This window comes from Corallococcus sp. AB038B (genome assembly GCF_003668955.1).
In the GTDB taxonomy this organism is placed as follows: Bacteria; Myxococcota; Myxococcia; order Myxococcales; family Myxococcaceae; genus Corallococcus; species Corallococcus exiguus.
Genome location: NZ_RAWO01000006.1, coordinates 196524 through 218058 on the forward strand (window position 1 = coordinate 196524; position 21535 = coordinate 218058).

Annotated in this window: 19 protein-coding genes; 7 read left to right on the top strand and 12 right to left on the bottom strand. The window is 70.1% G+C overall.

Going from position 1 to position 21535, the window contains the following annotated elements; genetic code table 11:
* A complete protein-coding gene (locus D7Y04_RS24430; RefSeq protein WP_370457207.1) occupies positions 1-1503 on the bottom strand; it encodes an alkaline phosphatase family protein in 1503 nt (500 codons plus the stop codon).
* Between the two features lie 243 nt (positions 1504-1746).
* Here D7Y04_RS24430 and D7Y04_RS24435 point away from each other — a divergent pair, with 243 nt between their 5' ends.
* Positions 1747-2925 (top strand): BamA/TamA family outer membrane protein, encoded by a 1179-nt coding sequence (locus D7Y04_RS24435; protein ID WP_120594849.1) that lies wholly within the window; start codon positions 1747-1749, stop codon positions 2923-2925.
* Between the two features lie 30 nt (positions 2926-2955).
* Here the strand turns inward: D7Y04_RS24435 and D7Y04_RS24440 are convergent, their stop codons facing one another.
* The 5 genes from D7Y04_RS24440 to fni all read right to left on the bottom strand — a co-directional run bounded on the left by D7Y04_RS24440 (position 2956) and on the right by fni (position 8485).
* The gene (locus D7Y04_RS24440; RefSeq protein ID WP_121760850.1) at positions 2956-4035 is read right to left on the bottom strand and encodes a mevalonate kinase; all 1080 of its coding nucleotides are present in this window, start codon (positions 4033-4035) and stop codon (positions 2956-2958) included.
* The gene (gene mvaD / locus D7Y04_RS24445; protein WP_121760851.1) at positions 4035-5021 is read right to left on the bottom strand and encodes a diphosphomevalonate decarboxylase; all 987 of its coding nucleotides are present in this window, start codon (positions 5019-5021) and stop codon (positions 4035-4037) included. The genes D7Y04_RS24440 and mvaD overlap by 1 nt, the downstream gene beginning before the upstream one ends.
* Positions 5018-5956 (bottom strand): mevalonate kinase, encoded by a 939-nt coding sequence (mvk, locus tag D7Y04_RS24450; RefSeq protein ID WP_120594852.1) that lies wholly within the window; start codon positions 5954-5956, stop codon positions 5018-5020. The genes mvaD and mvk overlap by 4 nt, the downstream gene beginning before the upstream one ends.
* A gap of 108 nt (positions 5957-6064) precedes the next feature.
* A complete protein-coding gene (locus D7Y04_RS24455) occupies positions 6065-7393 on the bottom strand; it encodes a hydroxymethylglutaryl-CoA reductase, degradative (RefSeq protein ID WP_121755364.1) in 1329 nt (442 codons plus the stop codon).
* A gap of 33 nt (positions 7394-7426) precedes the next feature.
* The gene (fni, locus tag D7Y04_RS24460; RefSeq protein WP_121760852.1) at positions 7427-8485 is read right to left on the bottom strand and encodes a type 2 isopentenyl-diphosphate Delta-isomerase; all 1059 of its coding nucleotides are present in this window, start codon (positions 8483-8485) and stop codon (positions 7427-7429) included.
* A 163-nt stretch (positions 8486-8648) separates the two neighbouring features.
* Here fni and D7Y04_RS24465 point away from each other — a divergent pair, with 163 nt between their 5' ends.
* Complete coding sequence (locus D7Y04_RS24465) at positions 8649-9056, top strand: hypothetical protein (protein WP_233601561.1); 408 nt, start codon at positions 8649-8651, stop codon at positions 9054-9056.
* A 163-nt stretch (positions 9057-9219) separates the two neighbouring features.
* Complete coding sequence (locus D7Y04_RS24470; protein WP_121760853.1) at positions 9220-10176, top strand: zinc metalloprotease HtpX; 957 nt, start codon at positions 9220-9222, stop codon at positions 10174-10176.
* Between the two features lie 15 nt (positions 10177-10191).
* Here the strand turns inward: D7Y04_RS24470 and D7Y04_RS24475 are convergent, their stop codons facing one another.
* The gene (locus D7Y04_RS24475; RefSeq protein WP_233601562.1) at positions 10192-10935 is read right to left on the bottom strand and encodes an SDR family oxidoreductase; all 744 of its coding nucleotides are present in this window, start codon (positions 10933-10935) and stop codon (positions 10192-10194) included.
* 109 nt (positions 10936-11044) lie between these two features.
* Here D7Y04_RS24475 and D7Y04_RS24480 point away from each other — a divergent pair, with 109 nt between their 5' ends.
* Positions 11045-11950, top strand: a complete 906-nt coding sequence (locus D7Y04_RS24480; protein WP_121760854.1) for an AraC family transcriptional regulator — start codon at positions 11045-11047, stop codon at positions 11948-11950.
* Between the two features lie 7 nt (positions 11951-11957).
* Here the strand turns inward: D7Y04_RS24480 and D7Y04_RS24485 are convergent, their stop codons facing one another.
* Positions 11958-12797 carry a 2-oxo acid dehydrogenase subunit E2 gene (locus D7Y04_RS24485; RefSeq protein ID WP_121760855.1) on the bottom strand — a complete coding sequence of 280 codons (840 nt, stop codon included), beginning with the start codon at positions 12795-12797 and terminating at the stop codon, positions 11958-11960.
* Between the two features lie 178 nt (positions 12798-12975).
* Between D7Y04_RS24485 and D7Y04_RS24490 the strand changes: the two genes are divergently transcribed.
* The gene (locus D7Y04_RS24490) at positions 12976-14073 is read left to right on the top strand and encodes a cell envelope biogenesis protein TolA (RefSeq protein ID WP_120594859.1); all 1098 of its coding nucleotides are present in this window, start codon (positions 12976-12978) and stop codon (positions 14071-14073) included.
* Between the two features lie 66 nt (positions 14074-14139).
* Here D7Y04_RS24490 and D7Y04_RS24495 read toward each other — a convergent pair whose 3' ends face one another.
* The 3 genes from D7Y04_RS24495 to D7Y04_RS24505 all read right to left on the bottom strand — a co-directional run bounded on the left by D7Y04_RS24495 (position 14140) and on the right by D7Y04_RS24505 (position 17126).
* Positions 14140-14631, bottom strand: coding sequence for a serine/threonine protein kinase (locus D7Y04_RS24495; RefSeq protein ID WP_120594860.1), 492 nt, complete (start codon positions 14629-14631; stop codon positions 14140-14142).
* Positions 14632-14642: 11 nt separating this feature from the next.
* On the bottom strand, positions 14643-15536 hold the full coding sequence (locus tag D7Y04_RS24500; protein WP_158620598.1) for a DUF2381 family protein: 894 nt from the start codon (positions 15534-15536) through the stop codon (positions 14643-14645).
* Positions 15537-15599: 63 nt separating this feature from the next.
* Positions 15600-17126 (bottom strand): hypothetical protein, encoded by a 1527-nt coding sequence (locus D7Y04_RS24505; RefSeq protein ID WP_121760856.1) that lies wholly within the window; start codon positions 17124-17126, stop codon positions 15600-15602.
* Between the two features lie 123 nt (positions 17127-17249).
* Here D7Y04_RS24505 and D7Y04_RS24510 point away from each other — a divergent pair, with 123 nt between their 5' ends.
* Positions 17250-18791, top strand: a complete 1542-nt coding sequence (locus D7Y04_RS24510) for a HAMP domain-containing sensor histidine kinase (RefSeq protein ID WP_120594863.1) — start codon at positions 17250-17252, stop codon at positions 18789-18791.
* Complete coding sequence (locus D7Y04_RS24515; RefSeq protein WP_120564037.1) at positions 18788-20107, top strand: pitrilysin family protein; 1320 nt, start codon at positions 18788-18790, stop codon at positions 20105-20107. Before D7Y04_RS24510 ends, D7Y04_RS24515 begins: the two co-directional genes overlap by 4 nt.
* On the opposite strand, the gene D7Y04_RS24520 is transcribed toward D7Y04_RS24515, so the two are convergent.
* Entirely contained in the window at positions 20088-21416 is a 1329-nt protein-coding gene (locus D7Y04_RS24520; protein ID WP_121760857.1) for a tetratricopeptide repeat protein, read from the bottom strand. The genes D7Y04_RS24515 and D7Y04_RS24520 overlap by 20 nt on opposite strands.
* Positions 21417-21535: the final 119 nt, after the last annotated feature.

Genomic DNA, 21535 nt, shown 5'->3' on the forward strand with positions numbered 1-21535 from the left:
TCAATGGAGAATCCGCGGTGAGCCGGTGTCCAGGTAGGCCTCCGCCAGGCGCTCGTGCAACCGCGCGCAGTGGCTGAGGCCAGACAGGTCCACCGGGCCGTTCGCGGGCCACATCACCAGGCTGTCGGACTCCACGCGCGTCAAGCCGCCGTGCGAGCCGAACTCCCACGCGAAGCCCACCGTGCCGCCCTTCTGCACGGCCTCACCGAAGAGGACCAGGTCCCCCGCGGTGTCCATGCGTGGCAGTCCCTGGAGGAAGTCCGCCACGGCGCGCTTGCTGTACTCGGTGGTGAGCGGCGCGCGGTCCAGGTCCTCCAGGCCGTAGACGCCTCCGCCCATCACCACCACCGCCTCGGTGCCCCGGCGCATCGCCACCATGCCGATGTCCGGATTGCTGGTGGCCCGGGCCAGCACCTCCGGATGCAGCGACAGGAGTTCGCGCGCCTCCAGCGGCGCGGGACGGCCGCTCAAGTAGATGTGGGCGAAGTTGCCGGCCTCCACCACCACCGGGATGAAGGGCTCACGCGCGGCGCTGTCCGGGGCTGGATCCTGGCGCCCATCCAGCAGGCCGCGGCGCACGTCCGCGCGCAGCTCGGGCACCTCGCCTTCGAAGAGCACGGCCTCCAGGCGCCGGCCCTGGCGCTGCTCCAGGGGCAGGCTGTCCACGTGGCCATGATCCGACAGGAGGATGACGTCGTAGGGCTCCGGCGCGGCGCGAGCCACGGCGAACAGCTCCGCCAGTGATGCGTCCACGCGGTGGAGTTCCTGCATCGCCAGCTCCGAACGCGGACCGCGGCGATGCGCCACCTCATCGTAGTTGCCGTACACCAGGTAGATGAGCGGCACGCCGCGCACCATGTCCACCAGGGACTTGGTGTACGCGAAGCTCCAGCCCAACCGCTGGAGGAGGATGCGGCTCAGGAGGAAACCCTGCTCGTGGCGCCAGTCGTTGAGCTGGCGCGCCCACTGGCGCACCTCGCGCACGGCGTGCCAGGACTCCATGCCGAAGGAACGCAGGAAGTCCCACGCGCCCCTCGTGCGCGCCGAACCCAGGCCCTGCATCTCGTACGCGAACGAGCGCGCCATCAGCTTGAAGCTCGACAGCGTGCTCATGCACATGCGGTTCATGGCGCCCGCGTGGAAGAGCGAGAAGTACGTGTGGCCGCCGTGGTCCAACAGGCTCGTGCGTCCGTGGCCTCGCAGGCGCGCGTCGATGGCCATCGCGTCGCCCGGAGTGTTCATCTGCACCTTGCGGCCGAGCGCCCGGTCGTACCAGCTGTAGCCTGGCAGGTTGGGGTGTTGCAGCCCGTAGAGCAGCCCCGCCTGGAAGAACGGCGTGGACGTGGGCGCTCCCCAGAATGCGTTCTCCAGGTGATACGCGCCAGAGCGGACCAGCTGTGAAACAAAGGGCATGCGCCCTGTGACAATGGCTTCGTCGAGCAGCGCCTTGGGCACACCGTCCAGATGGACGAGCAGAGCGTTCCGAGGCCGACGCGCCGCCACGGGCGGAACTTTCGATCCAATCCTCCGGACGAGGGTATTCGCCCAATTTCGTGAATTCTCGCTGACGAGCTCGTTGAGACTTTCGCGCACGTTGACGGCTCCCCCATCCCCCAAGGCAAAATGGGCATTCAGGGGGACAGGAGCTTCCGAGGCCGCGCTGCTCTCTTGGAGAGCAGGCGGGCGGAAAGGGTCTCTGTCCCGGGCTGGAATCGATGCGCCCCCTCGGGGCTTCACGGGGTTTCGATGCTGGCTCCAGTCGTCTTCCTGTTCTTCATGCTGCTGTCACTGAGTGCCGTGGCGGCCAGCCGCACGGCGCCCGGGCTCTCGCCCGTGAAGCGAACGCCTACGATGGACGGCATCGCGCTGCCGCTCCTGTCCTTCAGCTCGGATCAGGGCTTCGGCTACGGCGCTGTCGGCGGCATGTACCTCTATGGCGACGGCAGCAAGGCGCCCTACGCGCATGCCCTGTCCGCGCAGGTGTTCTTCACCGCGCGCGGCGCCATGAATCATTACCTCCGTTACGACGGGCCGCAGTTGCTGGGGCCCCTGCGTTTGGAGGGACGGCTGGAGTACCGCCAGGAGAAGAGCAGCCCCTTCTTCGGCGCGGGCAACCTGTCCGCCCCGGACTTCCGGGGTGACGTGGACGACGAGCGCTACAACTACGACAAGGGCTCGCCGGGCCTCTGGGTGCGTCTGCGCGGGCGGCCGTTCGGTGAGAATCACCCGTTCCAGTCGTACGTGGGCTACGGCTGGCGCTACACGCGCGTGTCGCCCTACGAGACGTCCATCCTGGCGCAGGAGCGGCCCATCGGCATCGAGGGTGGGCCCAGCGGACAGCTGCTCGCGGGCGCGCTCTGGGACACGCGCGATGACGAGGCCGACCCGACGTCAGGCGGCGTGGAGGAGGTGGCGCTGCGCGTGTCGGGCCTGGCCACCTTCAGCCGCTACCAGTACGCGGGCGTGACGCTGAGCGAGCGCCGCTACATCCGCATCACCCCGCGGCTCGTCTTCGCGCAGCGGCTCACGCTGGACATGCTCTTCGGGGAGGTGCCGTTCTTCGAGTGGATGACCACGGGCGGCGTCAACGTGTCCGAGGGCATTGGCGGCATGAGCAGCGTGCGCGGCATCGAGCGCAACCGCTTCGCCGGCAACGTGAAGGCGTTCAGCAACTCCGAGCTGCGTTTCCAGGCGGCGCGGATGGCCTTCTTCGGGCAGCCGCTGGCGCTGGGCGCGGTGGTGTTCCTGGACCTGGGCCGCGTGTGGCATCCGGGTGTGACGGACGGCAAGTGGCATGAGTGGCACCCGGGAATCGGCGGCGGCCTGCGCTTCTCGCGCCGCGCGGCAGTGGTGCGCATGGACTACGCGCGCTCCACCGAGACGGGCCGTCAGCGCTTCTACATCACGTTCGGTCACATGTTCTAACGGCGCACCCGGGCGCGCGCCGCGCAGATTTCACGTGAGCGCGTCCACCCAGCCGCGAAGCCGCGCATCCGTCTGCGCTTCGCCGCGCACGCCCTGTTCCACGTCGAGCGACAGCGTGAGGAAGCCGCGCGATTCCAGGCCCTCGCGCAGCGCATCGCGCGCCTGTGCATCCGGGGCGAAGAGGATGCAGCCGTCACCGCCGCCCGCGCCTGAGAGCTTGCCCGCGCAGTGGTAGGACGCGGCGATGGCCAGCACGCGGCGCATGCCTTCGGTCTCCAGCGGGCCCAGTTCCAGCAGCAGCGCGTGCTGGGCCTTCACGGCTTCGGAGAAGGCACGGAAGTCACCGCTGCCCAGGCCGTCTTCAATCGTGTGGCCCAACGCGTCCGAGCGCTCCACGAAGGCCCTGCGCCCGGCGTCCGCGAGGCGGGCCTCCACCTGACCGATGAGGAGCTTCGTGGACGCGCTCTCGCCGGTGAAGGCGTAGAGCATGGACACGCGCGGCACGGGCATGCGCCAGAGGTCCACCGGCGGGGACTCGGCGAGCGCGGCGTTGAAGCGGCCGGTGTTGGCGGCGTTCGCGAGCGCGGTGATGTCGTAGCGCCGATAGCGCACGGCACCACCGGCGAAGCTCGTGGCCACGTCACCGCCGCTGCCCTTGCCGCCCTGCCCCAGCGTGTGCGCGGTGAGCGCGAGCTTCAGGACGTCGAACTTCTCCTCCAGCACGAAGCGCGCGGCCTCCGCGGCGAGCACCGTCGCGGACGCGCTGCCCCCGATGCCCAGCTTGTGGCCGCCCGGGCCGAGCGCGCCCGGAGCCACCGCCATGTCGAAGCCCACGCTCGCGCGGCCATGCGCGCGCAGGGCTTCATCCAGCGTGCGGGCGACGAAGGAGAAGCCTGCGGGCACTTCGCGATCCCACTTCACGCCTCGGGGCGTGGTGAGGCCCTGGAGCGTCCCCTCCTCCAGGCAGATGTGCACGCGCGAGTCCTGACGCCTGCGCACATAGGCGGCCGTCCGTGGCGCCACGGCCGCGAGGCGCGACACGCCGCCCCACAGCACGGCGTACTCGCCGGAGATGAACAGCTTGCCCGGGGCGGAGAGCGCTCGGTCCATCAGAACAGGTGCTCGGTGAGCAGCGTCGCGTCACCGCCGGGCACGCAGCGCACCACGTCCACGGCTCCGCAGGCGCGGGCCAGGGCTTCCGCCGCGACCTCGTGGGCCGCGGTCGTCAGCAGCACCGGGTTCGGCCCCGCGTCGAGCGTGAACCACACCGGCACGCCCTTCTTGCGCTGCTCGCGCAGGTGCTGGATGAGCCCCAGCGTCGCCGAGTTCAGGTAGCAGAGCGGCGGATCCGCCGCGAGCGAAGTGGAGTGCATCCGCCACGCGTTGCGCTCACACAGCTCGCCCAGCGCCTCCAGGTCCTTCTTCGCGATGAGCTCCCGGGCGCGAGGGACTTCCGCCTCCGCGTCCTTCACCCAGGCCGGATAGTAGGGGCTCGTCTCCACGGTGTTCTTCATCCCGTCCCGCGACTTCACCTCTTTCTCGCCGCGGTCGAGGATGGCCACCACCATGCGCAGGTCCGACCAGTGGCCCGCGTCGAAGCGCTGCACGGCGTAGCTGTCCTCGCCGTCCTCGCGCTCGCCGCGCATCCACTCGCAGAAGCCGCCCTGCACGCTGCGGCACGCGGAGCCGCTGCCCCGCCTCGCCAGGATGCTGGACGCCCTCGTGTCCTGAGACAGCCCCGCCGCCGCGCGCCCCGCCACCGCCAGCGCCGCGAAGCCCGCCGCGCTGCTGGCCAGACCCGCCGCCATGGGGAAGTCCCCGCGCGACACCACCTTCGCGGGACCCAGGTCGCGCCCTGCCTGCACGCGCACCTCGTCCAACAGGCGCAGCACGCGGTCGCGCTCGCTGCCCTTGGCCACGTGGCCGTGCAGCTCCACCGTGTCCGACGGCGCGCCGAACTCCACCGTCGTCGTCACGTGGATGGGGGCCAGCGTCAACGACAGGCTGGACTGGTGCGGGAGGATGAGCGCCTCGTCGCGCTTTCCCCAGTACTTCACGAGCGCGATGTTGGGATGCGCCCGGACCGTTGCCTTCATGGAATGTCTCCCTGGACCCGCGGCCCCGCGAGCTGACTCGCGAAGCAGCGCACGCCGTCACGCGTCAGTTGCGCGACCACGGGCTCCGGTTCGGGGAAGAGGCCGATGACCGCGCCACCGTCACCTCCCGCCCCGGTGAATTTGGCCCCCAGCGCGCCCAGCGAGCGCAGCCGGAACACCATGTCCTCCAACGCTGGTGACGACAGCCCCAGCGCGTTCAGGAGGCCCTGGTTGACGTTCATCGCGTCCCCCAGCCCCTCCAGGTCGCCCGCCTCCACCGTCTTCGCCGCCTCGGTGACGAGCCTCCCCACCTGACCGAAGAGCCGCTTGTAGCGCTCCGGCCACCGCGCCTGCCGCTCGCGCAGCGCCCCCACCGTCAGCTTCGTGGGACTGCGCGCGCCCGCCAGCGCCACCACCACCGACACCGGCCGCGGACTCTTCAACTCGCGCGCGCGGCCCGTGACGCCCGCCGGCGACTGCACCCGCCGGTAGAGGATGAGCTTCTCCTCCGAGCTCGTGGTGTGGTCCACGCCCGACGGCGTGCCGTGGAACTCCTGCTCCATCTCCCACGCCAGCCGCGCCGTCGCCTTCGCCGTGGGCGCCTGCCCCGCCGCCTGAAGCAGCACGCGCGACGTGGCCACCGCCAGCGCCGCGGAGCTGCCCAGCCCCGCGGACAGCGGCAACTGCGGCTCCAGCGTGACCTTCACCTTCGGCTCGCCCACGAGCTTCGCCGCGCGCGCGAAGGCCTTGCGCATCATCCGCTTCTGCGCCGCGTCCGCCGTCACCGGCACGTCCAGCACACACGAGCGCGAAGGCCCACCGCGCGCCACCACGCCAATGGTCAGGGGACCGGCGATGGCGGGGTAGCCGTACACCACGCTGTGCTCGCCCAGCAGGATGACCTTGCCAGCACCGAAGGCGACCAGGGGATTCATTGCGGAAGTCATGGCACCAGGCTCGCGAAAGGGGCGGGCGCCTTCATTCCGCGCACCACCGGGCCCCGTCAAGCGCTCCCGCATCAAGGGAGCGCCCGGAGGCGGACGTCAGCCGTTGGTGAGGGTGGCGACGACGGGCGTCTCCGGCGGCAGGCTCGCGAGGATCTCCCGCGCCTTCTCCACCTTCACGTGCCCGGCCTTCACCAACAGGTTGGCCACCTTCTCCACGTCCCCGCCTCGCGCGCCCGCCGTGACGGCGACGCTGCGCGCGTGCATGGCCATGTGGCCCTTCTGGATGCCCACGGAGCCCAGGGCCCGCAGCGCCGCGAAGTTCTGCGCCAGGCCCACCGCCGCGAAGACCATGGACAGCTCACGCACGCTGGTGGCGCGCATCAGCTTGAGCGCCACCTGCGCTCCCGGGTGGATCTTGATGGGGCCACCCACCAGGCCCAGCGCCAGCGGCAGCTCGATGCGGCCCACCAGGTGCCCCTCTTCCAGGTACCAGGTGGACAGCGGGCGGTACTGCCCCTTGCGGCACGCGAACGCGTGGGCACCGGCCTCGATGGAGCGCCAGTCCTGCCCCGTGGCGATGGCCACCGCGTCGATGCCGTTCATCACGCCCTTGTTGTGCGTGGCGGCGCGGTACGGGTCGGCCTCCGCGAAGCGGCTCGCCTGCGCGATGCCCTCGGCGATGACCTCGCCCGGCAGGCCGAAGTCCGCCAGCAGCGGCAGCGGGATGCGGCACGTGGCGCGCGCGAGCCGCTTGTCCGCCAGGTTCGACAGGATGCGCAGGTACACCCGGCCGCCGGTCAGCTGCTCGATCAGCGGCGCCACACCCTCCGCCATGGTGTTGATGAGGTTCGCCCCCATCGCCTCCTGCGCGTCGATGAGCAGGTGGACGATGAGCAGCGGCTCGCCGCGCGGTCCTTCCGGCGCGGGCAGGAGGCGCACCTCCACGTCCTTCGCGCCACCGCCGCGAGCCACCATGGCCGGGTGGAAGCTGTTCGCCAGGGCGAGGATTTCATCCTTCGCATCCAGGATCTTCTCGGACGCGTGGCCGGGGTCTCCGTAGTTGGAGACCTGCACCTGGCCGATCATCATCGACGCGTCGGCCTCCGCGATGAAGCCGCCCGACTCGCGGACGATCTTCGACGCGAACGACACCGCCGCCACGACGGACGGCTCCTCCACGGCCATGGGCACCAGGTAGTCGCGCCCGTTGACGTTGAGGTTGAGGCCCAGTCCCAGCGGCAGGGAGAAGGTGCCCACCGCGTTTTCGATCATCTGGTTGGCGATGGACAGGTCCAGGCCGTTCTCGCCGCGCAGCTGGTCCAGCTCCGCCTCGGTCAGCCGGAACATCTGGCCAATGCGCGCCAGGCGCTCCTCCAGGGGCAGCTTGTGGAATCCGGCGAGCCGGGACGTCACGGTGTCAGACATGTTCTTCCTTCCCAACCTGGGATCCACCCGGCATCACAATGCCGCCAACCAATCCTTCAACGCGCCGGTCACCACGCGAGGCCGCTGCCGCAGCTGAGCGACGGAGCGGCTGCCCGTCAGCACCAGTGCCTGCCGCAGGCTCGTGAGGATGACCTTCAGCGCCTCCTCCGCGGCCGGCAGCCCGCCCTGCTGCTGCGCCCGGAACAGCGGCAGCGCCATGCCCGCCAGGTCCGCGCCCAACGCGAGCACCTTCGCGGACTCCAGCCCGCCGCGCACACCGCCGCTGGCCACGAGCCGGACCTCAGGCCCCACCGCCTTGCGCACGCTGGCGATGGCCGCCGCGGTGGGGATGCCCCAGCCGCTGAACTCCGCACCCACCTGCGCCTGCGAACCCACCGCGCGAAGCTGCTCCACGCGCACCCACGACGTGCCGCCCAGCCCGGAGACGTCCACGTTGCGCACGCCCAGCTCCACCAGGCGCCGCGCCACGTCCGGGCCGATGCCGCACCCGGTCTCCTTCACCATCAGCCGGTCGCCCATCGCACGCGCCAGCTCCTCCACCACGCGGTAGCCGCCGCGGAAGTCGCGGTCGCCTTCCGGCTGCGTCAGCTCCTGGCCCGCGTTGAGGTGCAGCGCCATGCCGTCCGCGCCAATGGCGTCCATCAAGCGCCGCACGCCATCCACGCCCAGCCCGATGGCCTGGTACAGCCCGATGTTGCCCAGGAGCGCCACCGTGGGCGCCACGTCGCGCACCGCGTACGACGCCGCGCGCGCGTTGTCCTCCGCCATGGCGCGCTGGCTGCCCACGCCGAAGGCCAGGCCGTGCCGCTCCGCGAGCAGCGCCAGGTCCCGGTTCACCGCGCCCGCGCGATCCGTGCCACCCGTCATTCCGGTGACGAGGAGCGGGGCCTGGAGGCGCTTGCCCAGGAACGGCGTGGACAGGTCCACGTCCTCCACCGCCATCTCCGGCATGGCGCAGTGGATGAGGTGCACGCACTCCAACAGCGTGGAGTTCTGTGCCGGTTCCACATCGCCGGTCGCGCACAGGTCGAGGTGGGCATCCTTCCGCTTGGCTGTCGTCTCGTCGCCCATGTCGCTGAAAGCCACCCGCGCTGTCGCTGCAAAAAACCTGTAAGCCTGGAAGGTCGTAAGGTTCCTACCAAGCGCCAGGGCCGAGGTGCAAGCCAAAGGGCCCCGCCGGTCGCTCTCCGGGTGTGAATGGACGCGCTGTCTTCTGGACGGTATGAGCCACCGCGTGAGCACGCCGGACAACAGGGTCATCGTCTTCCTGCACAGTGGCGAATATGACCGTGTGCACCAGGGTCTCGCCATCGCGGCGGCGGCGACCGCGGCCGGGCGGCGGGTCGAGGTGTACCTGTTCTGGTGGGCCCTGGAGCGCTTCCTGTTGGACAGGTTGGACGAACCGGATTTCGCCGGACGCGAGGACGTGGCGGACCGCTTCGAGGCGCGCGGCATGCCCACCGTGCGCACGCTCCTGGAGCACGTGCGCGAGTCCGGGTTGGGCATGGTGGCGGGCTGCACGGGCTCGCTCGGTGCCCTGGGGAGCGAGTCGAAGGCGGGCGACAGTGGCATTGACGTCTGGCTCGGGTGGAGCGCCATCCTCCAGCGTACGGCGGGCGTGGCGGATCGTTTCTATCTTTAAGGCCGGCACTACCTTTGGGACGGGCGGCAGCCGGGGCCATGGGCCTCCGGGGTAGCCTGGACCCGTTACGTTGACGCCTCCCTGCTCCTGCTTACGTTTCGTGTGGCCCCCATGGCGGGGCGAAAGGCACGGAACGAGGAACATGGCGCAGCGTGACCCCCACATGACAACCCGAGGACCGGCCGCACCGGCGCTCAAGGGCGGCGGGTGGCACCGGCTGGGCAACGCATTGAAGACGACTGTCCTGCTGGCGGGATTGACGGCCCTGGTGCTCGTCATCGGCCAGCGGCTGGGCGGCGCGCAGGGGCTGATGATGGCGGGCCTCTTCGCGGTGGTGATGAACTTCGGCTCGTACTGGTTCAGCGACCGAATCGCGCTGGCCATCCACGGCGCGCAGCCGCTGTCCCATAAGCAGGCCCCGTGGCTGCATGAGATGGTGGAGCGTCTGGCGGCGCGCGCGGGCATGCCGAAGCCGAAGGTCTACCTGCTCCCCACCGCGCAGCCGAACGCGTTCGCCACGGGCCGAAACCCGAGCCACGCGGCCGTCGCGGTGACGGCGGGCATCATGGACATCCTGGACCGGCGCGAACTGGAAGGTGTGCTGGCGCACGAGATTGGCCACGTGCGCAACCGGGACACGCTCATCGGCACGGTGGCGGCGACGCTCGCGGGCATCATCAGCTACGCGGCGCAGATGCTCTTCTGGTTCGGCGGCAGCATGCTCAGCCGCGGCGACGACGACAGGGACGGTGGCGTGGCCGGAGCGCTGTCCAACCTGGGCCTGCTGCTGGTGGCGCCCATCGCGGCCACGCTGCTGCAGTTGGCGGTGAGCCGCTCGCGCGAGTACGGCGCGGACGCCACGGGCGCGGAGCTGTGCGGTGACCCGGATGCGCTGGCGAGCGCGCTGTTGAAGATGGAGCGCGGCGCGGAGGCGATGCCGTATGATCGGGCCCCCGCGACGTCGCACCTGTTCATCGTCAACCCGCTGCACCACGGCGGAGTGATGTCGCTGTTCTCCACGCACCCGCCCATCCCGGAGCGCGTGCGCCGACTGCGTGAGATGAGCGCGCGGATGGGCCAGGGCACTCGCGGCCGTGGAGGCTGGGAGTACGCGTACTGACAGGCTCCCGGCCGTTCACGCCGACCGGGCCAGCGCCACCGCGTCTGGCCCGGCGGGGAAGCGGAGCGTCTCCGACGTGTCGTTCGCGGCACGCCAGATGGCCTCGGCCACGTCGGACTCGCGCGTCACCGCGGAGGGCTGTCCCAGCGAGCTGAAGATGCGCTGGGCGAAGGGTGCGTACGCTTCGGGGAACAGTCCCTCCATCCGGGGAGTGCCGTTGCTCGTGAAGCGGGTGTCAGGGCAATAGCCCGGCTCGACGAGCTTCACGCGCAGGTTGAAGTCCGCGAGCTCGAAGGCGAGCGACTCCGTGAACCCTTCGATGGCCACCTTGCTCGCGGTGTAGACGGCCACCAGCGGCATGGGTGCCAGGGTCGCGCTGGAGGTCACGTTCACGATGACGCCCGACCTGCGTGCGCGAAGCCGCGGCAACACCGCCTGCGTCATCGCCATGACGCCGAAGACGTTGGTCTCGAACACCTCGCGCACCGTGGCCATCGGCGTGGCCTCGAAGGCGCCCATGAGCCCGATGCCGGCGTTGTTGACGAGCACGTCGATGGGCCCGCTCGCATCCAGCGCGGCGGCGATGCTCTCGGGCTTCGTCACGTCGAGCGGCACCACGCGCAACCGGTCCGACGAAGGGAGGACACCCTCACGCGGCGTTCGCATGGTGGCGACCACGTTCCAGCCCTGGGCGTGAAAGTGGCGTGCCGTCTCGAGTCCATAACCAGAAGAACACCCCGTGATGAGCACCGTCTTCATGCCGTCTCCTTTGGCCGCGATTCGCGCGGCGTCGATGTTCTGAAGGTACCGGCGGCATCCAGGACGCTCCACTACGGGGAGTCCGCATTTCTTTTGCTAGCGTCCGGGCATGACCGATCCCCTTTCGGAAGTCATCGCGCTGCTTCAGCCCAGGGCCATCTTCTCGAAGGGCATCAGCGGAGCGGGTGCATGGGGAGTTCGTTACTCGGACTTCGGTCAGCCCAGCTTCTGTGCCGTGCTCGAAGGGAGCTGCCGGCTGGCCATCGACGGACAACCGGCCGTCACGATCGAGGGCGGCGACTTCGTGCTGCTGCCGGCGACGCCGGGCTTCACCATCTCCGGCTTCGAGCCGGTGACGGCCGAACGTGTCGACCCCAAGGTGGCCCCTTCCCCCACCGGAGAGGTGCGTCACGGTCGGCGTGGCGGCCGCCCGGACGTGCGACTGCTCGGGGGTTACTTCGTCTTCGACTCACCTGACGCGGCCCTGATGGTGTCGTTGCTCCCAATCCTGGTGCACGTGCGCGGCGTGGAGCGGCTCTCCACGCTGGTCCAGCTCGTCAGGGACGAAACGAGCGAACAGCGCTCGGGGCGCGAGCTCGTGCTCACGCGGCTCGTGGAGTTGCTGCTCATCGAGGCGCTGCGGTCCACGCCGAGCGGCGACACACCTCCGGGGCTCCTCCGCGGATTGGCGGATGCGCGGCTCGCACCCGCGATCCGGCAGATGCACCGCCACCTCACGCGGCCGTGGACCGTGGCGCAGCTCGCGAAGAGCGCGGCGCTCTCGCGCACGGTGTTCTTCGAGCGCTTCACGCGCACCGTGGGATTGCCCCCCATGGAGTACCTGCTGGACTGGCGGATGGCCGTCGCCAGGGGACTGCTTCGCGGTCAGGAGCTCTCCATCACGGAGGTGGCCGAGCGCGTTGGCTACAGCTCGGCGAGCACCTTCACCGCGGCGTTCAGCAAGCGCGTGGGCCAGCCTCCCGGACGCTTCGCTCGTGCGAGCGGACAACGTTGACGGCGGGCTATTCCACCGATGGATCCGGGAGCGGACCGAAGGACTCCACCGGGTGCTCCAGCATCTCGCGCAGCGTGTTGGCGATGACGCCCGCGTGGTAGCCGTCGAGGAAGCGGTGGTCGAAGGACGCGTTGATGTTCATCACGTGTCCGGGCACCACCCTCCCCTCCTCCACCACCGCCACCTCGCGCACCGCGCCGGGCGCGAGGAAGATGGGCACGCGGGTGAAGGGCGCGAGCGGCAGGTACGCCGTGTCCAGCCCCAGCTCGCCCACGTCCACCACCACCGCGGCTCCGAACGGATCCCTGGGCAGGCCGAGCCACGAAGGGTCCAGGTTCAACGTGTACGTGAGGAACGACACGAGCCCGGTGAAGCGGTGCAGCAACAGGTGCGGCACGCGCTTGAGCAGATTCCGGCCCTGCTCCACCTGGACGTCCCGGCCCTCGCGCACGCGCGCAGTGGTGGACTCCACCTCCAGCGCCAGTTCGTGCACGGACTTCTGGTCCACGTCCTCGATGCGCACGGGCGTGAGGCCGCGTTGATCAGCACCTGGCAGCACCGCGCACACGGTGATCCGCTGACGCAGGTAGATGCGCTGGTAGCGCAGGAGCGCGTTGGCGTCCGGGCAGCGGCGCAGCGCTTCGCCCATGGCCTTGAGGACCAGGTGGGTCGCGGTGAGCCGCACGCCGGTGCGCTGGTGGAAGGCGTCCATCCAGGCGAGCGCCGCGTCCATGCGCACCGTCAGCGTGCCGTAGACCGTGGGGTCATACGCGGTCGCCCAGCTGCCGATGGCGAGCTTGCGGAAGCTCGACACGTCCCGCTTCGGCTTCAGCTCCAGGTGCGCCATGGGGAGCGAGCGTGCCCCAGGATGGCGCTGACGGGGGAGCCAGAATGCAGGCGGGCGCCACGGCCCGGCCGGCGCGGCGGGTGGGGCCCGCCGGGTTGCCTGCCAGTGAAGCCTTGACGCGCCATGTCCCAGCGGTAGGCTGCCCCGCTTTTTGCATCCTTCTGTGGAGGTCGTTCCCTTGCTGTTTGCACTCATCCTCGTATCGATCGGGTTCGCGGTGACGCTCGGTCTGCTGCTTTTCCGAGACAAGAGCGGCGCTGGTGCCAACGCGGGCCGTCCCTCGCTCTCCTCTTCCTCTTCCGCGCCGTCGTTCCGGGGCGAGCTGGAGTCCGAGAGCAAGGCGCGCGCGAAGGCGGAATCGGAGGTCCAGCGCAAGCAGAAGGAGCTGGACGAGCAGCGCGCGCAGCTCCAGGAGGTCAAGGAGCAGCTCAAGCAGACCAAGCGGAAGCTCTTCGAGCAGAAGGAAGGCGAGAAGGGCTCGAACGACCTGGTGAAGGCCCGCGCCGAGGTGGAGCGCAACGCCAGCATGCAGCTGGAGCAGACCCGCGCGGAGCTGGCGCAGGCCCTGACGGAGAACTCCCGGCTGCGCGCGGAGACCGAGTCGCGCAATGGCCCCCGCCGCCGTGAGGCCCCGGCCGCCGCCCCCACGCAGACGACCGCGCCCGCCGCTGTCCCTGCCCCCGTCGAGGCGCCGGCTTCGGCTCCGGCGGATCAGATCGCCGCCCCCGCGAGCGAGCCCGTGGTGATCGCGGCGGTGTCCGTGACGCCCGCGCCCGTGGCCCCGGCGGAGCCCGTGCGCCGCTACCGCGAGCTGAACGACGCGGACCGCGAGAAGATGAACCGGCTGGAGCAGGCGGCGAACAAGGACCGTTCGCGCGCCGCGGAGCTGGAGAAGGAAGTGCGCCGGCTCAAGGGCCGCGCCGACACGCACGCGCGCATCCTGTCGGTGACGAAGTCCGAGGCCGACCTGGGCAAGGACAAGTACAAGGCGCTGGAGAAGCGCCTCAACCGCACGCTCCTGGAGCGCGACCTGCTTCGCCGGGCCATCAAGGACCTGGAGAAGAAGACGGGCATGCTCGCGGACCGCACGGAGCTGACGCCGGACGAAGTCGCCGCCAGCGACCAGCGCAGCGACGAGCAGGCTCGCTCCCGCGCCGAAGCGGAGGCCCGCGCCGCCGCGGCAGCAGCCACGCCCACGGAAGCCCCGGCCGCCACCGAGCCGGCGTCCACCGAGGGCGAGGCGAAGCCTTCCGAGGCTCCGCCGACCAACGCCTGAGCCGTACCCTGGCGTGAAGCAAGAAGGCCCCACCGTCCCCTCACCGGGACGCGGGGCCTTCGTGTTTCAGCGATAGGATTCGACGATGTCGACGCCCGCCGAGGAGAACTCCAGGATGGCCGTTCCTGGCTTGGAGTCGGGCCGCTTCCGCAATTGCCCCTTGGAGAGCCGCGCCACGGCACAGATGGGAACCTTGTCGCCGTCTGGCGGATGCGCCTCGTAGTACCGGACGACCACCTGCGGGCCGCCGGTCCATACCCGTCCATAGAGACGGGTGGTCGTTTCAAGGGGCCCGAGGCTGGAGATCAACAGGCTCTCCACAGGACCGTCGTAGAGCGTGATGGGGCTGACGTCGTCCTGGTTGATGTCGAGCGCTACATTCGCCCCATCGCCTACACGCAGGCGCAGAATCCGCATCGTGTTCAGCGCGTCCTCGGGACAGTCCTCGGGCTTGGGTGTCCCATCCGAACGAAGCCCCACGACCCCTCGGGTCGTGGTGCAGCCCAGCGACAGGACCAGCACGATGGCAACCGGGGACCACTTGCGCGGTGCGTTCATGTCGCGTCGATCTACTCCCGGATGAAACGCTGTTCCAGGACGAGGTACGCCTGGGACAAGCCATCCGCACGGAGCAACTCCAGCGCCAGTTGCTCCAGGCCTTGCGGTGACTGGAAGGCGCTGTCGTCAGCGACAACGGCGATGCGGCCCATGGCGCCCGGCGGAATCTCCTCCTGCTGCATGCGCAGCGCGAACGCACGTGTGTTCCCGCCGGAAACCGTGGACAGACGGGCTTCCCTCATCCGCCAGGGCTTCTTCGCATCACGGTTCGTCAGGGTGAACAACACGGCCACCTTCGGAAGCGTCTTGCTGGAGAGCACCTCCACCAGGATGTCCGCCCCGTCCTCCTTGAGACGCCAGCCCTGGCGACGGGTGAAAGGCGTGTGCTTGAGGTTCCCCTGGGCCAGGAGTGTCGCGAGCGCATGGTCCGCGGAATGCTCCTCCTCTCGCAGGCGCTGGTTCTCCTCCTCTAGGACGCGCCGCTGTTTGAGTGAGTCCATCAGCGTCGAGTACAGGGCGTCGTAGCCGCGGGGGTCCTCGAACACATTCACCTGTTGATCCACCCTGTTCCGTCTCCCCTCCCCCGCGGGCTTGAGGAGAAACGGCACCTCCTTGCCATTCGCGAGCGTCACCAGCAGGGGGAGTCCTTCGTCCTCCCGCAAATCCTGGAGGGGTTCGACAATCACCTTGCGACCACCCACCAGCAGCGGCTCGAACCGGCCCTCCCAGGCCAGCATGCGGGTCCGCGCGGGGTCCACGGACGCCTCGAAGCGGAGGACGGTGGCCACCTTCCCCTTCACGTAGAGGGTGGGCACGAAGTCCGATGGGTGCTCCGACAGCAGCACCGTGCGGATCGCGAGTTCCTCTTGCTCACGCGCGATGGCCTCCGCGGTCGTCAGGAGCAACGCCAGGGCTAGAGCAAACCGGACAGGTAGACAGTCCTTCATGGGACCTGGAGCGTAGCAGCTTCAGTCGCGCGGCGGCGGCATCACCACCAGGGCTTCGGTGTTGGCGCGGATCTCCCCGGTGCTGTCGTCCACGCCGCCCACCACGAGCACGGAGCCGTCCGGCAGCGCGGAGCACGTGTGCCACACGCGCGGCTGCGGCATCAGCGACAGCCCCAACACCGTGGGCTGCGCGCCCGCGTGCGGGGTGATCAGCTCCACCCATGGCACTGCGTACGTCGTGCCGATGCCGGTGCCCCGCCCGCCCAGCGCCACGATGCGACCGTCCGGCAGCGTCACCGCGCACAGGTTGCTCCGGGGCATCAACGCGGGGCCGTCCTCCGCGAGGATCACGCCCTTCAGGAACTCGGAGGCGCCCACGGGCCGCGCGCCCTTCTCCGGGTCCACGCCGTCGAAGCCCCCCATGACCAGGGGCAGTGGATCCTCGTCCGCCCGGCCCAGCAGCGCCACGGCGGCGCCCACCCGGGGGACACGAAGCTCAGCCCCCGTGGCCAGTGAGGAGATGTCGTCGTCGCCGAACGAGAAGGCCACCACGTCCCTCACGGCCCCCACGACAGTGCCTCCGCCCACGACCTGGAAGATCTGCCCGCTCGGATCCACCGTCAGCGCTGCGTCCACGAAGTCAAACGGTGCGGGGTGATAGACAAATCGCCCCGTGGCCGAGTCGAAGCCTTCCAGCGTGTCCACCGTGCCGCCATCCGCCGCGCGTCCGCTGACCAGCAACACGTGGCCTTTCGCATCCACCGCCGCCGCGTGCTGGTAGCGCGCAACCTTGGGCGTGAGCTCACTCCTTGCACCCGTCCTCGGGTCAAGGAGGCGTGCCGTGGACTGCAACGCCACCGGGGCGAAGGACTCCGCGCCGCCCGCCAGGAACACACGGCCATCCGGCAGCAGCGACGCCGTGTGGAAGGCCCGCGCGCCCACGTCCGGTCCGGGGATGAACGTGCCCTCCGCCGGGTTGAACAGCTCCGTGGTCGCCGACACGGGCCGCGTCCCGTTCGCCTCGGGCCTGTAGCCTCCAGCGATCAACACCCGTCCATCCGGCAGGGTCGTGGCCGTGTGCGCCGCGCGCGCTTCGGCCGGCAACGAGCATGTCCTCGGATCCGACGCCAGGTTCACCGGCACGAACTCCCCCAGCCGCCGCAGGACCACACGCACCCGCGGATTCGGCTCATCCTCCCCGTCCAACACGGTGAACGGCACGGAGCGGCCCAGCGAGACCAGCTGGCCGCCCTGATCCGGTACCCCCACGTAGGCCCGCACCTCCAGCACCCGTTCGAGGCCAGGCGGAAGGGTGGGCACGTCCTCCATCCAGGTCCAGTTCACCGTCGACACCCGCTCTCGGGGCGTGTCCAGGCCAGGGCCCGTCACGCGGAAGCGCAGGTGCGTCACCCCGGCCAGCGGCTGGGTGCCGGCACAGGAGGCGGTGAGCAGGTCCAGGGCAGGGCGGACCTCCTTCTCCCGGCAGGCGGGGGTGAGGGACGCCAGGGCGGCGGCGAGGAGCGTGGAGCGGACGAAGCGCGGAGCCATGCGGCGGACGCTACCAGCCCCCCTCCCCGGAGAGGTGGAGTCCAGGCGGCCGGAAGCAGGCGGCGCGGTGGGGATTGCGCTGTAATGGGGCCTCCTCAGGACGTATGTCCTGTCCCCTCCTCCATGAAGCTCTCGCTCGCCACCCGCATCTTCCTGGGCTACGCGCTGGTGCTGCTGACGTTCGGGGCGGTGTCCCTGTTCAGCGTGGCGGAGCTGCACCGCAACCGTTTGGAGATCCGGCTCGTCAGCCAGGGCTACCTCCAGCTGTCCCAGGACGCCGCCGCGCTGGAGACCTTCCAGACCAGCCAGGAGAAGGACACCGAGCGGGTGCTGGAGCAGAACAGCGTGGAGACGCGCCGCGCGCTCATCCGGCTGGCGAGCCTGTACTACGCGCCCCAGATGGCCCAGCGCCTGGAGGCCGCCCGCGCCAAGGCCCGCGAGGTGCTCACCTTCGCCCCGGAAGGTGAAGTGCCCTTCGTGATGGAGCTGGACTCGCGCTTCGCGGAGCTGTCACGCAACTCCAAGGCCTACGGGCACGCGGTGGAGGCCGTGTTCACCTCGCTCGCGTCCGAGTCCCCCGAAAGCCAGGAGGTGGCACGCGCCACCGCCGAGCTGCGCCAACTGGAGAGCGCCATCGGCCGTGAGCTGCGTGTGCTGCGCGCGACGCTGACCAATCGCATCCGCGAGCGCGTGGACGGCGCGGAGGAGCGCGAGCGCAGGACGGGCCTCACCATCATCGCGCTGTCCATCATGGCCATTGGCGTGGGCGTGGGCGTCACCGCCTGGTCCGCCCGCACGCTGCGCCCGGTGCGCACGCTCATCGAAGGCGTGTCCCGCATCGGCCGGGGCGACTACTCCGCCCAGCTGGGTGTGCGCGGCGCGGACGAGGTCGCCCTGCTCGCACGCGAGTTCGACCAGATGGCCCGCTCGCTCCAGGCACGCGAGGCGCAGCTCAAGTCCCAGGCGGAGGCGCTGATGCGCGCGGAGCAGCTGGCCGCCGTCGGCCGCATCTCCGCTCAAATCGTGCACGAGGTGCGCAATCCGCTGTCCTCCATTGGCCTCAACGTGGAGCTGCTCCAGGACGCGGTGGACAGCGCGCAATTCGACTCGCAGGACACCGCCACGGAGGCTCGCGAGCTGCTCTCCGCCGTCACCCATGAGGTGGACCGCCTCACCGACGTCACCGAGCAGTACCTGCGCATGGCCCGCCCCGCCCGGCCGGACCTGGAGCCGGAGGACATCATCGCGGTGCTGGACGGCGTGCTCGACTTCACCCGCGAGGAGCTGGTGCGCGCGGGCGTGGAGGTGGTGCGGGACTTCGCGCCCGGCACGCCTCGCGTGCTCGCCGACCAGGGCCAGCTGCGGCAGGTGTTCCTCAACCTGCTTCGCAACAGCCGCGAGGCCATGCCCTCCGGGGGACGGCTCACCGTGGCGACCATCCCGAAGGAGGGGGACGTGGAGGTCACCGTGCGCGACACCGGCAACGGCATGACCGAGGAGGTCCGCCGCCACCTCTTCGAGCCCTTCTTCACCACCAAGGAGGGCGGCACGGGCCTGGGGCTCGCGGTGAGCCAACAGATCCTCCAGGCCCACGGGGGCTCGCTCTCCTGCCAGAGTATTCCCGGCCAGGGGACGACCTTCGTGTTAAGGCTTCCTCGCGCATGAGCTTTACACCGTACCGGGACGTGCTGCCCTCGGGGCTGCGCGTCGTCACCGTCGAGACGCCCCACCTGCACACCGCCCTGCTGGCCGTCTACGTGAGGACCGGCAGCCGGCATGAGTCGGTGGAAAACAACGGCGTCAGCCACTTCCTGGAGCACCTCTTCTTCCGGGGAAGCGAGGCCTGGCCGGACACGGTGAAGATGAACGCGGCCGTGGAGGAGGTGGGCGGCAACCTCAACGGCGCCACCACCCGCGACCACGGCTACTACTACACCCCGCTGCACCCGTCGCACCTGAGCGTGGGCCTGGACGTCATCGGCGACATGCTCACCCGCCCCCGCCTCACCGACATGGAGGTGGAGCGGCAGATCATCCTGGAGGAGATGCTCGACGAGGTGGACGACAAGGGGCGCGACATCGACCTGGACAACCTGTCCAAGCGCCTGCTCTTCCCCGGCCACCCGCTGTCCCTGAAAATCGCCGGCACCCCCGAGTCCGTGAAGGCCCTCACCCACGCCCAGGTGCTGGAGCACTTCGCCCGGCACTACGTGGCCGGCAACCTGGTGGTGTCCGCCGCGGGCAGCGTGAAGCACTCGGAGGTGCTGGCCCTGGCCGAGCGCGCCTTCGCCCACCTGCCCACGGGCAGCGCCACCACGGAGAGCGCGCCGCCGCCGCTGGGCCCCGGGCCGCACTTCCACTTCGTCTCCCACGACGAGTCGCAGACGGAGTTCAAGCTCACCTTCCGCGCCGTCCCGGAGCAGCACGAGGACTTCCCCGCGCTGCAAATCCTCCGGCGCCTGCTGGACGACGGACTGTCGTCGCGGCTGCCGTTCGAAATCGTGGAGAAGCGCGGCCTCGCGTACTCGGTGCAGGCGGGGCTGGACACGTACCACGACCTCAGCCTCTTCGAGATTGAAGCGGCCAGCGCGCCGGAGAAGGCGTCGCTCGTGGTGGCGGAGTCGCTGCGCGTGCTCTCCGAGCTCTGTGAGAAGGAGGCGGGCGAGGAGGAGCTGAACCGCGCCAAGCGCCGCCACCGGATGCTGCTGGAGTTCTCCCAGGACTCGCCGGGGGAGCTGGCCGGATGGTTCGGCGGCGTGGAGCTGTTCCGCCGGCCGGAGACGTTCGGCCACCGCGCGGATCAGGTGGACCGCCAGACGGCCGCGCGGGTGCGGGAAGTGGCCCGGCGCTACTTCACTCGCGAGAACCTGCTCGTGGTGGCGGTGGGCCAGCGCAAGGGGCTCAAGGCGCTGGAGAAGGTCGTCATGGACGCGGAGGGGCTGCCCTCCTCCGCGCCCGCCGTCAGCGCCGCCCGCGGATGATGACGGGCCCCGTCGGGCCCGCCTTCTTCTTCTTGGGCGTCGCCTTGTCGATGGCCTTCTGGATGCGCAGGTAGTCGGGGTTGTGCGGCTCGCGCTTCAGGGCCTCGTCGATGAGCTTCTTGCCGCGCGGCAGCTGCGTCTCGAACTGGGCGTAGAGGTTCGCGAGCGCGGCCTTCTCCTCCACGGTCGCCTCGTTCAGGCTCGTGAGCCGCTCAAGCACTTCCTGCGCCTCCGGCTTGCGGCCGGCCTTCAGGTGCAGCCGCCACATGCGCGACAGCGCGGGCGGGAACGCGGGCTCCGCCTTGAGGGCGAAGCGGTAGCTGTCCTCCGCCCCGCGCGCGTCGCTCTGCTCCTCCAGCACGCGGCCGCGCACGTACAGCGCGCGGGCGAAGCGCGGGCGCAGGTGCAGCGCGCGGTCCACCAGCTGCTGGGCCTCCGATGCACGGCCCTGGGCGCAGACAATCTCCGCCAGCCACGCGGTGGCCTCCGCGTTCTCCGCGTCGTCCTCTAGCAGCTTGCGCAGCGCGCCTTCGGCTTCAGCCGGACGCCCGAGCGCCATGAGCACGCGGGCCTTCATCGCCACCACGTCCGTGGAGTCCGCGTCCTCGGGCGGCACGGACTGGAGGTCCGCCTCCGCCATGTCGTTGACGCCGCTCATCAGGAAGAAGCGCGCGCGCAACAGCCTCGCGGGCGTGAAGCTGGGCGAGCCCTGGAGCACGCGGTCCATCAGGTTGGCCGCGAGCAGCTCCTCGCCCTTCATGAGCAGGATTTCGGCCTCCATCGTCTTCGTCGGGGCGTCGTCCGGGTTCTCCCGGAGGATGCGCTCCAGCGTGGTGAAGGCCGCGTCCGGGTTCCCCTGCCGCGCCTGGAGGCGGGCCAGCGACAGGATGTCCTCGTTGGACAGCTTGCCCTCCTCCCTCAGCGACACGAGCGTGGAGATGGCCTGGGGAATCTGCCCCTCCCCCATGTACAGGTCGGAGAGCTGCTTCTGGATGACGGGGTCGGTGCCCGGGATGAGGCCCTCCGCCTGCTTGAGCGTGAGGATGGCCGCGCCCGGGTTGCCGGCGCCCTGGTGTGCCTTGGCCAGGAGGAGGAGCGGCTCCACGCTCTCTGGCGCGGCGTTGGCGGCCTTCTGCAGCTCGGAGATGGCGCGGGCGTACTGGCCCTTCGTGAGCGCCTCACGACCCTGGGACAGGGAGTTCTGGACCTGTACGGCCTGTTTCTGCGCGGCCGCTGTCTCTGGGTCCTTGCAAGCAAGCGGCAGGAGCAGGACGAGCGTCCAGGGACGGGGGAAAAATCGATGGGGCATCGCTGAGGGACAGGGTACCGGATGTTATCCTTCCCCGTCGATGGACCCTTTCGTGCGCCGCCTCGTGGAGAGGCTTCATGATCCCAGCCGGCCGCTGTCGCGGAACCGGCATTTCCACA

Bases quoted from the DNA above. Each gene is read 5' to 3' on its own strand.
- D7Y04_RS24435 (WP_120594849.1), top strand. From the start codon at position 1,747: ATGCTGGCTCCAGTCGTCTTCCTGTTCTTCATGCTGCTGTCACTGAGT.
- D7Y04_RS24440 (WP_121760850.1), bottom strand. From the start codon at position 4,035: ATGGACCGAGCGCTCTCCGCCCCGGGCAAGCTGTTCATCTCCGGCGAG.
- mvaD (WP_121760851.1), bottom strand. From the start codon at position 5,021: ATGAAGGCAACGGTCCGGGCGCATCCCAACATCGCGCTCGTGAAGTAC.
- mvk (WP_120594852.1), bottom strand. From the start codon at position 5,956: ATGAATCCCCTGGTCGCCTTCGGTGCTGGCAAGGTCATCCTGCTGGGC.
- D7Y04_RS24455 (WP_121755364.1), bottom strand. From the start codon at position 7,393: ATGTCTGACACCGTGACGTCCCGGCTCGCCGGATTCCACAAGCTGCCC.
- fni (WP_121760852.1), bottom strand. From the start codon at position 8,485: ATGGGCGACGAGACGACAGCCAAGCGGAAGGATGCCCACCTCGACCTG.
- D7Y04_RS24470 (WP_121760853.1), top strand. From the start codon at position 9,220: ATGACAACCCGAGGACCGGCCGCACCGGCGCTCAAGGGCGGCGGGTGG.
- D7Y04_RS24475 (WP_233601562.1), bottom strand. From the start codon at position 10,935: ATGAAGACGGTGCTCATCACGGGGTGTTCTTCTGGTTATGGACTCGAG.
- D7Y04_RS24480 (WP_121760854.1), top strand. From the start codon at position 11,045: ATGACCGATCCCCTTTCGGAAGTCATCGCGCTGCTTCAGCCCAGGGCC.
- D7Y04_RS24485 (WP_121760855.1), bottom strand. From the start codon at position 12,797: ATGGCGCACCTGGAGCTGAAGCCGAAGCGGGACGTGTCGAGCTTCCGC.
- D7Y04_RS24495 (WP_120594860.1), bottom strand. From the start codon at position 14,631: ATGAACGCACCGCGCAAGTGGTCCCCGGTTGCCATCGTGCTGGTCCTG.
- D7Y04_RS24505 (WP_121760856.1), bottom strand. From the start codon at position 17,126: ATGGCTCCGCGCTTCGTCCGCTCCACGCTCCTCGCCGCCGCCCTGGCG.
- D7Y04_RS24510 (WP_120594863.1), top strand. From the start codon at position 17,250: ATGAAGCTCTCGCTCGCCACCCGCATCTTCCTGGGCTACGCGCTGGTG.
- D7Y04_RS24515 (WP_120564037.1), top strand. From the start codon at position 18,788: ATGAGCTTTACACCGTACCGGGACGTGCTGCCCTCGGGGCTGCGCGTC.
- D7Y04_RS24520 (WP_121760857.1), bottom strand. From the start codon at position 21,416: ATGCCCCATCGATTTTTCCCCCGTCCCTGGACGCTCGTCCTGCTCCTG.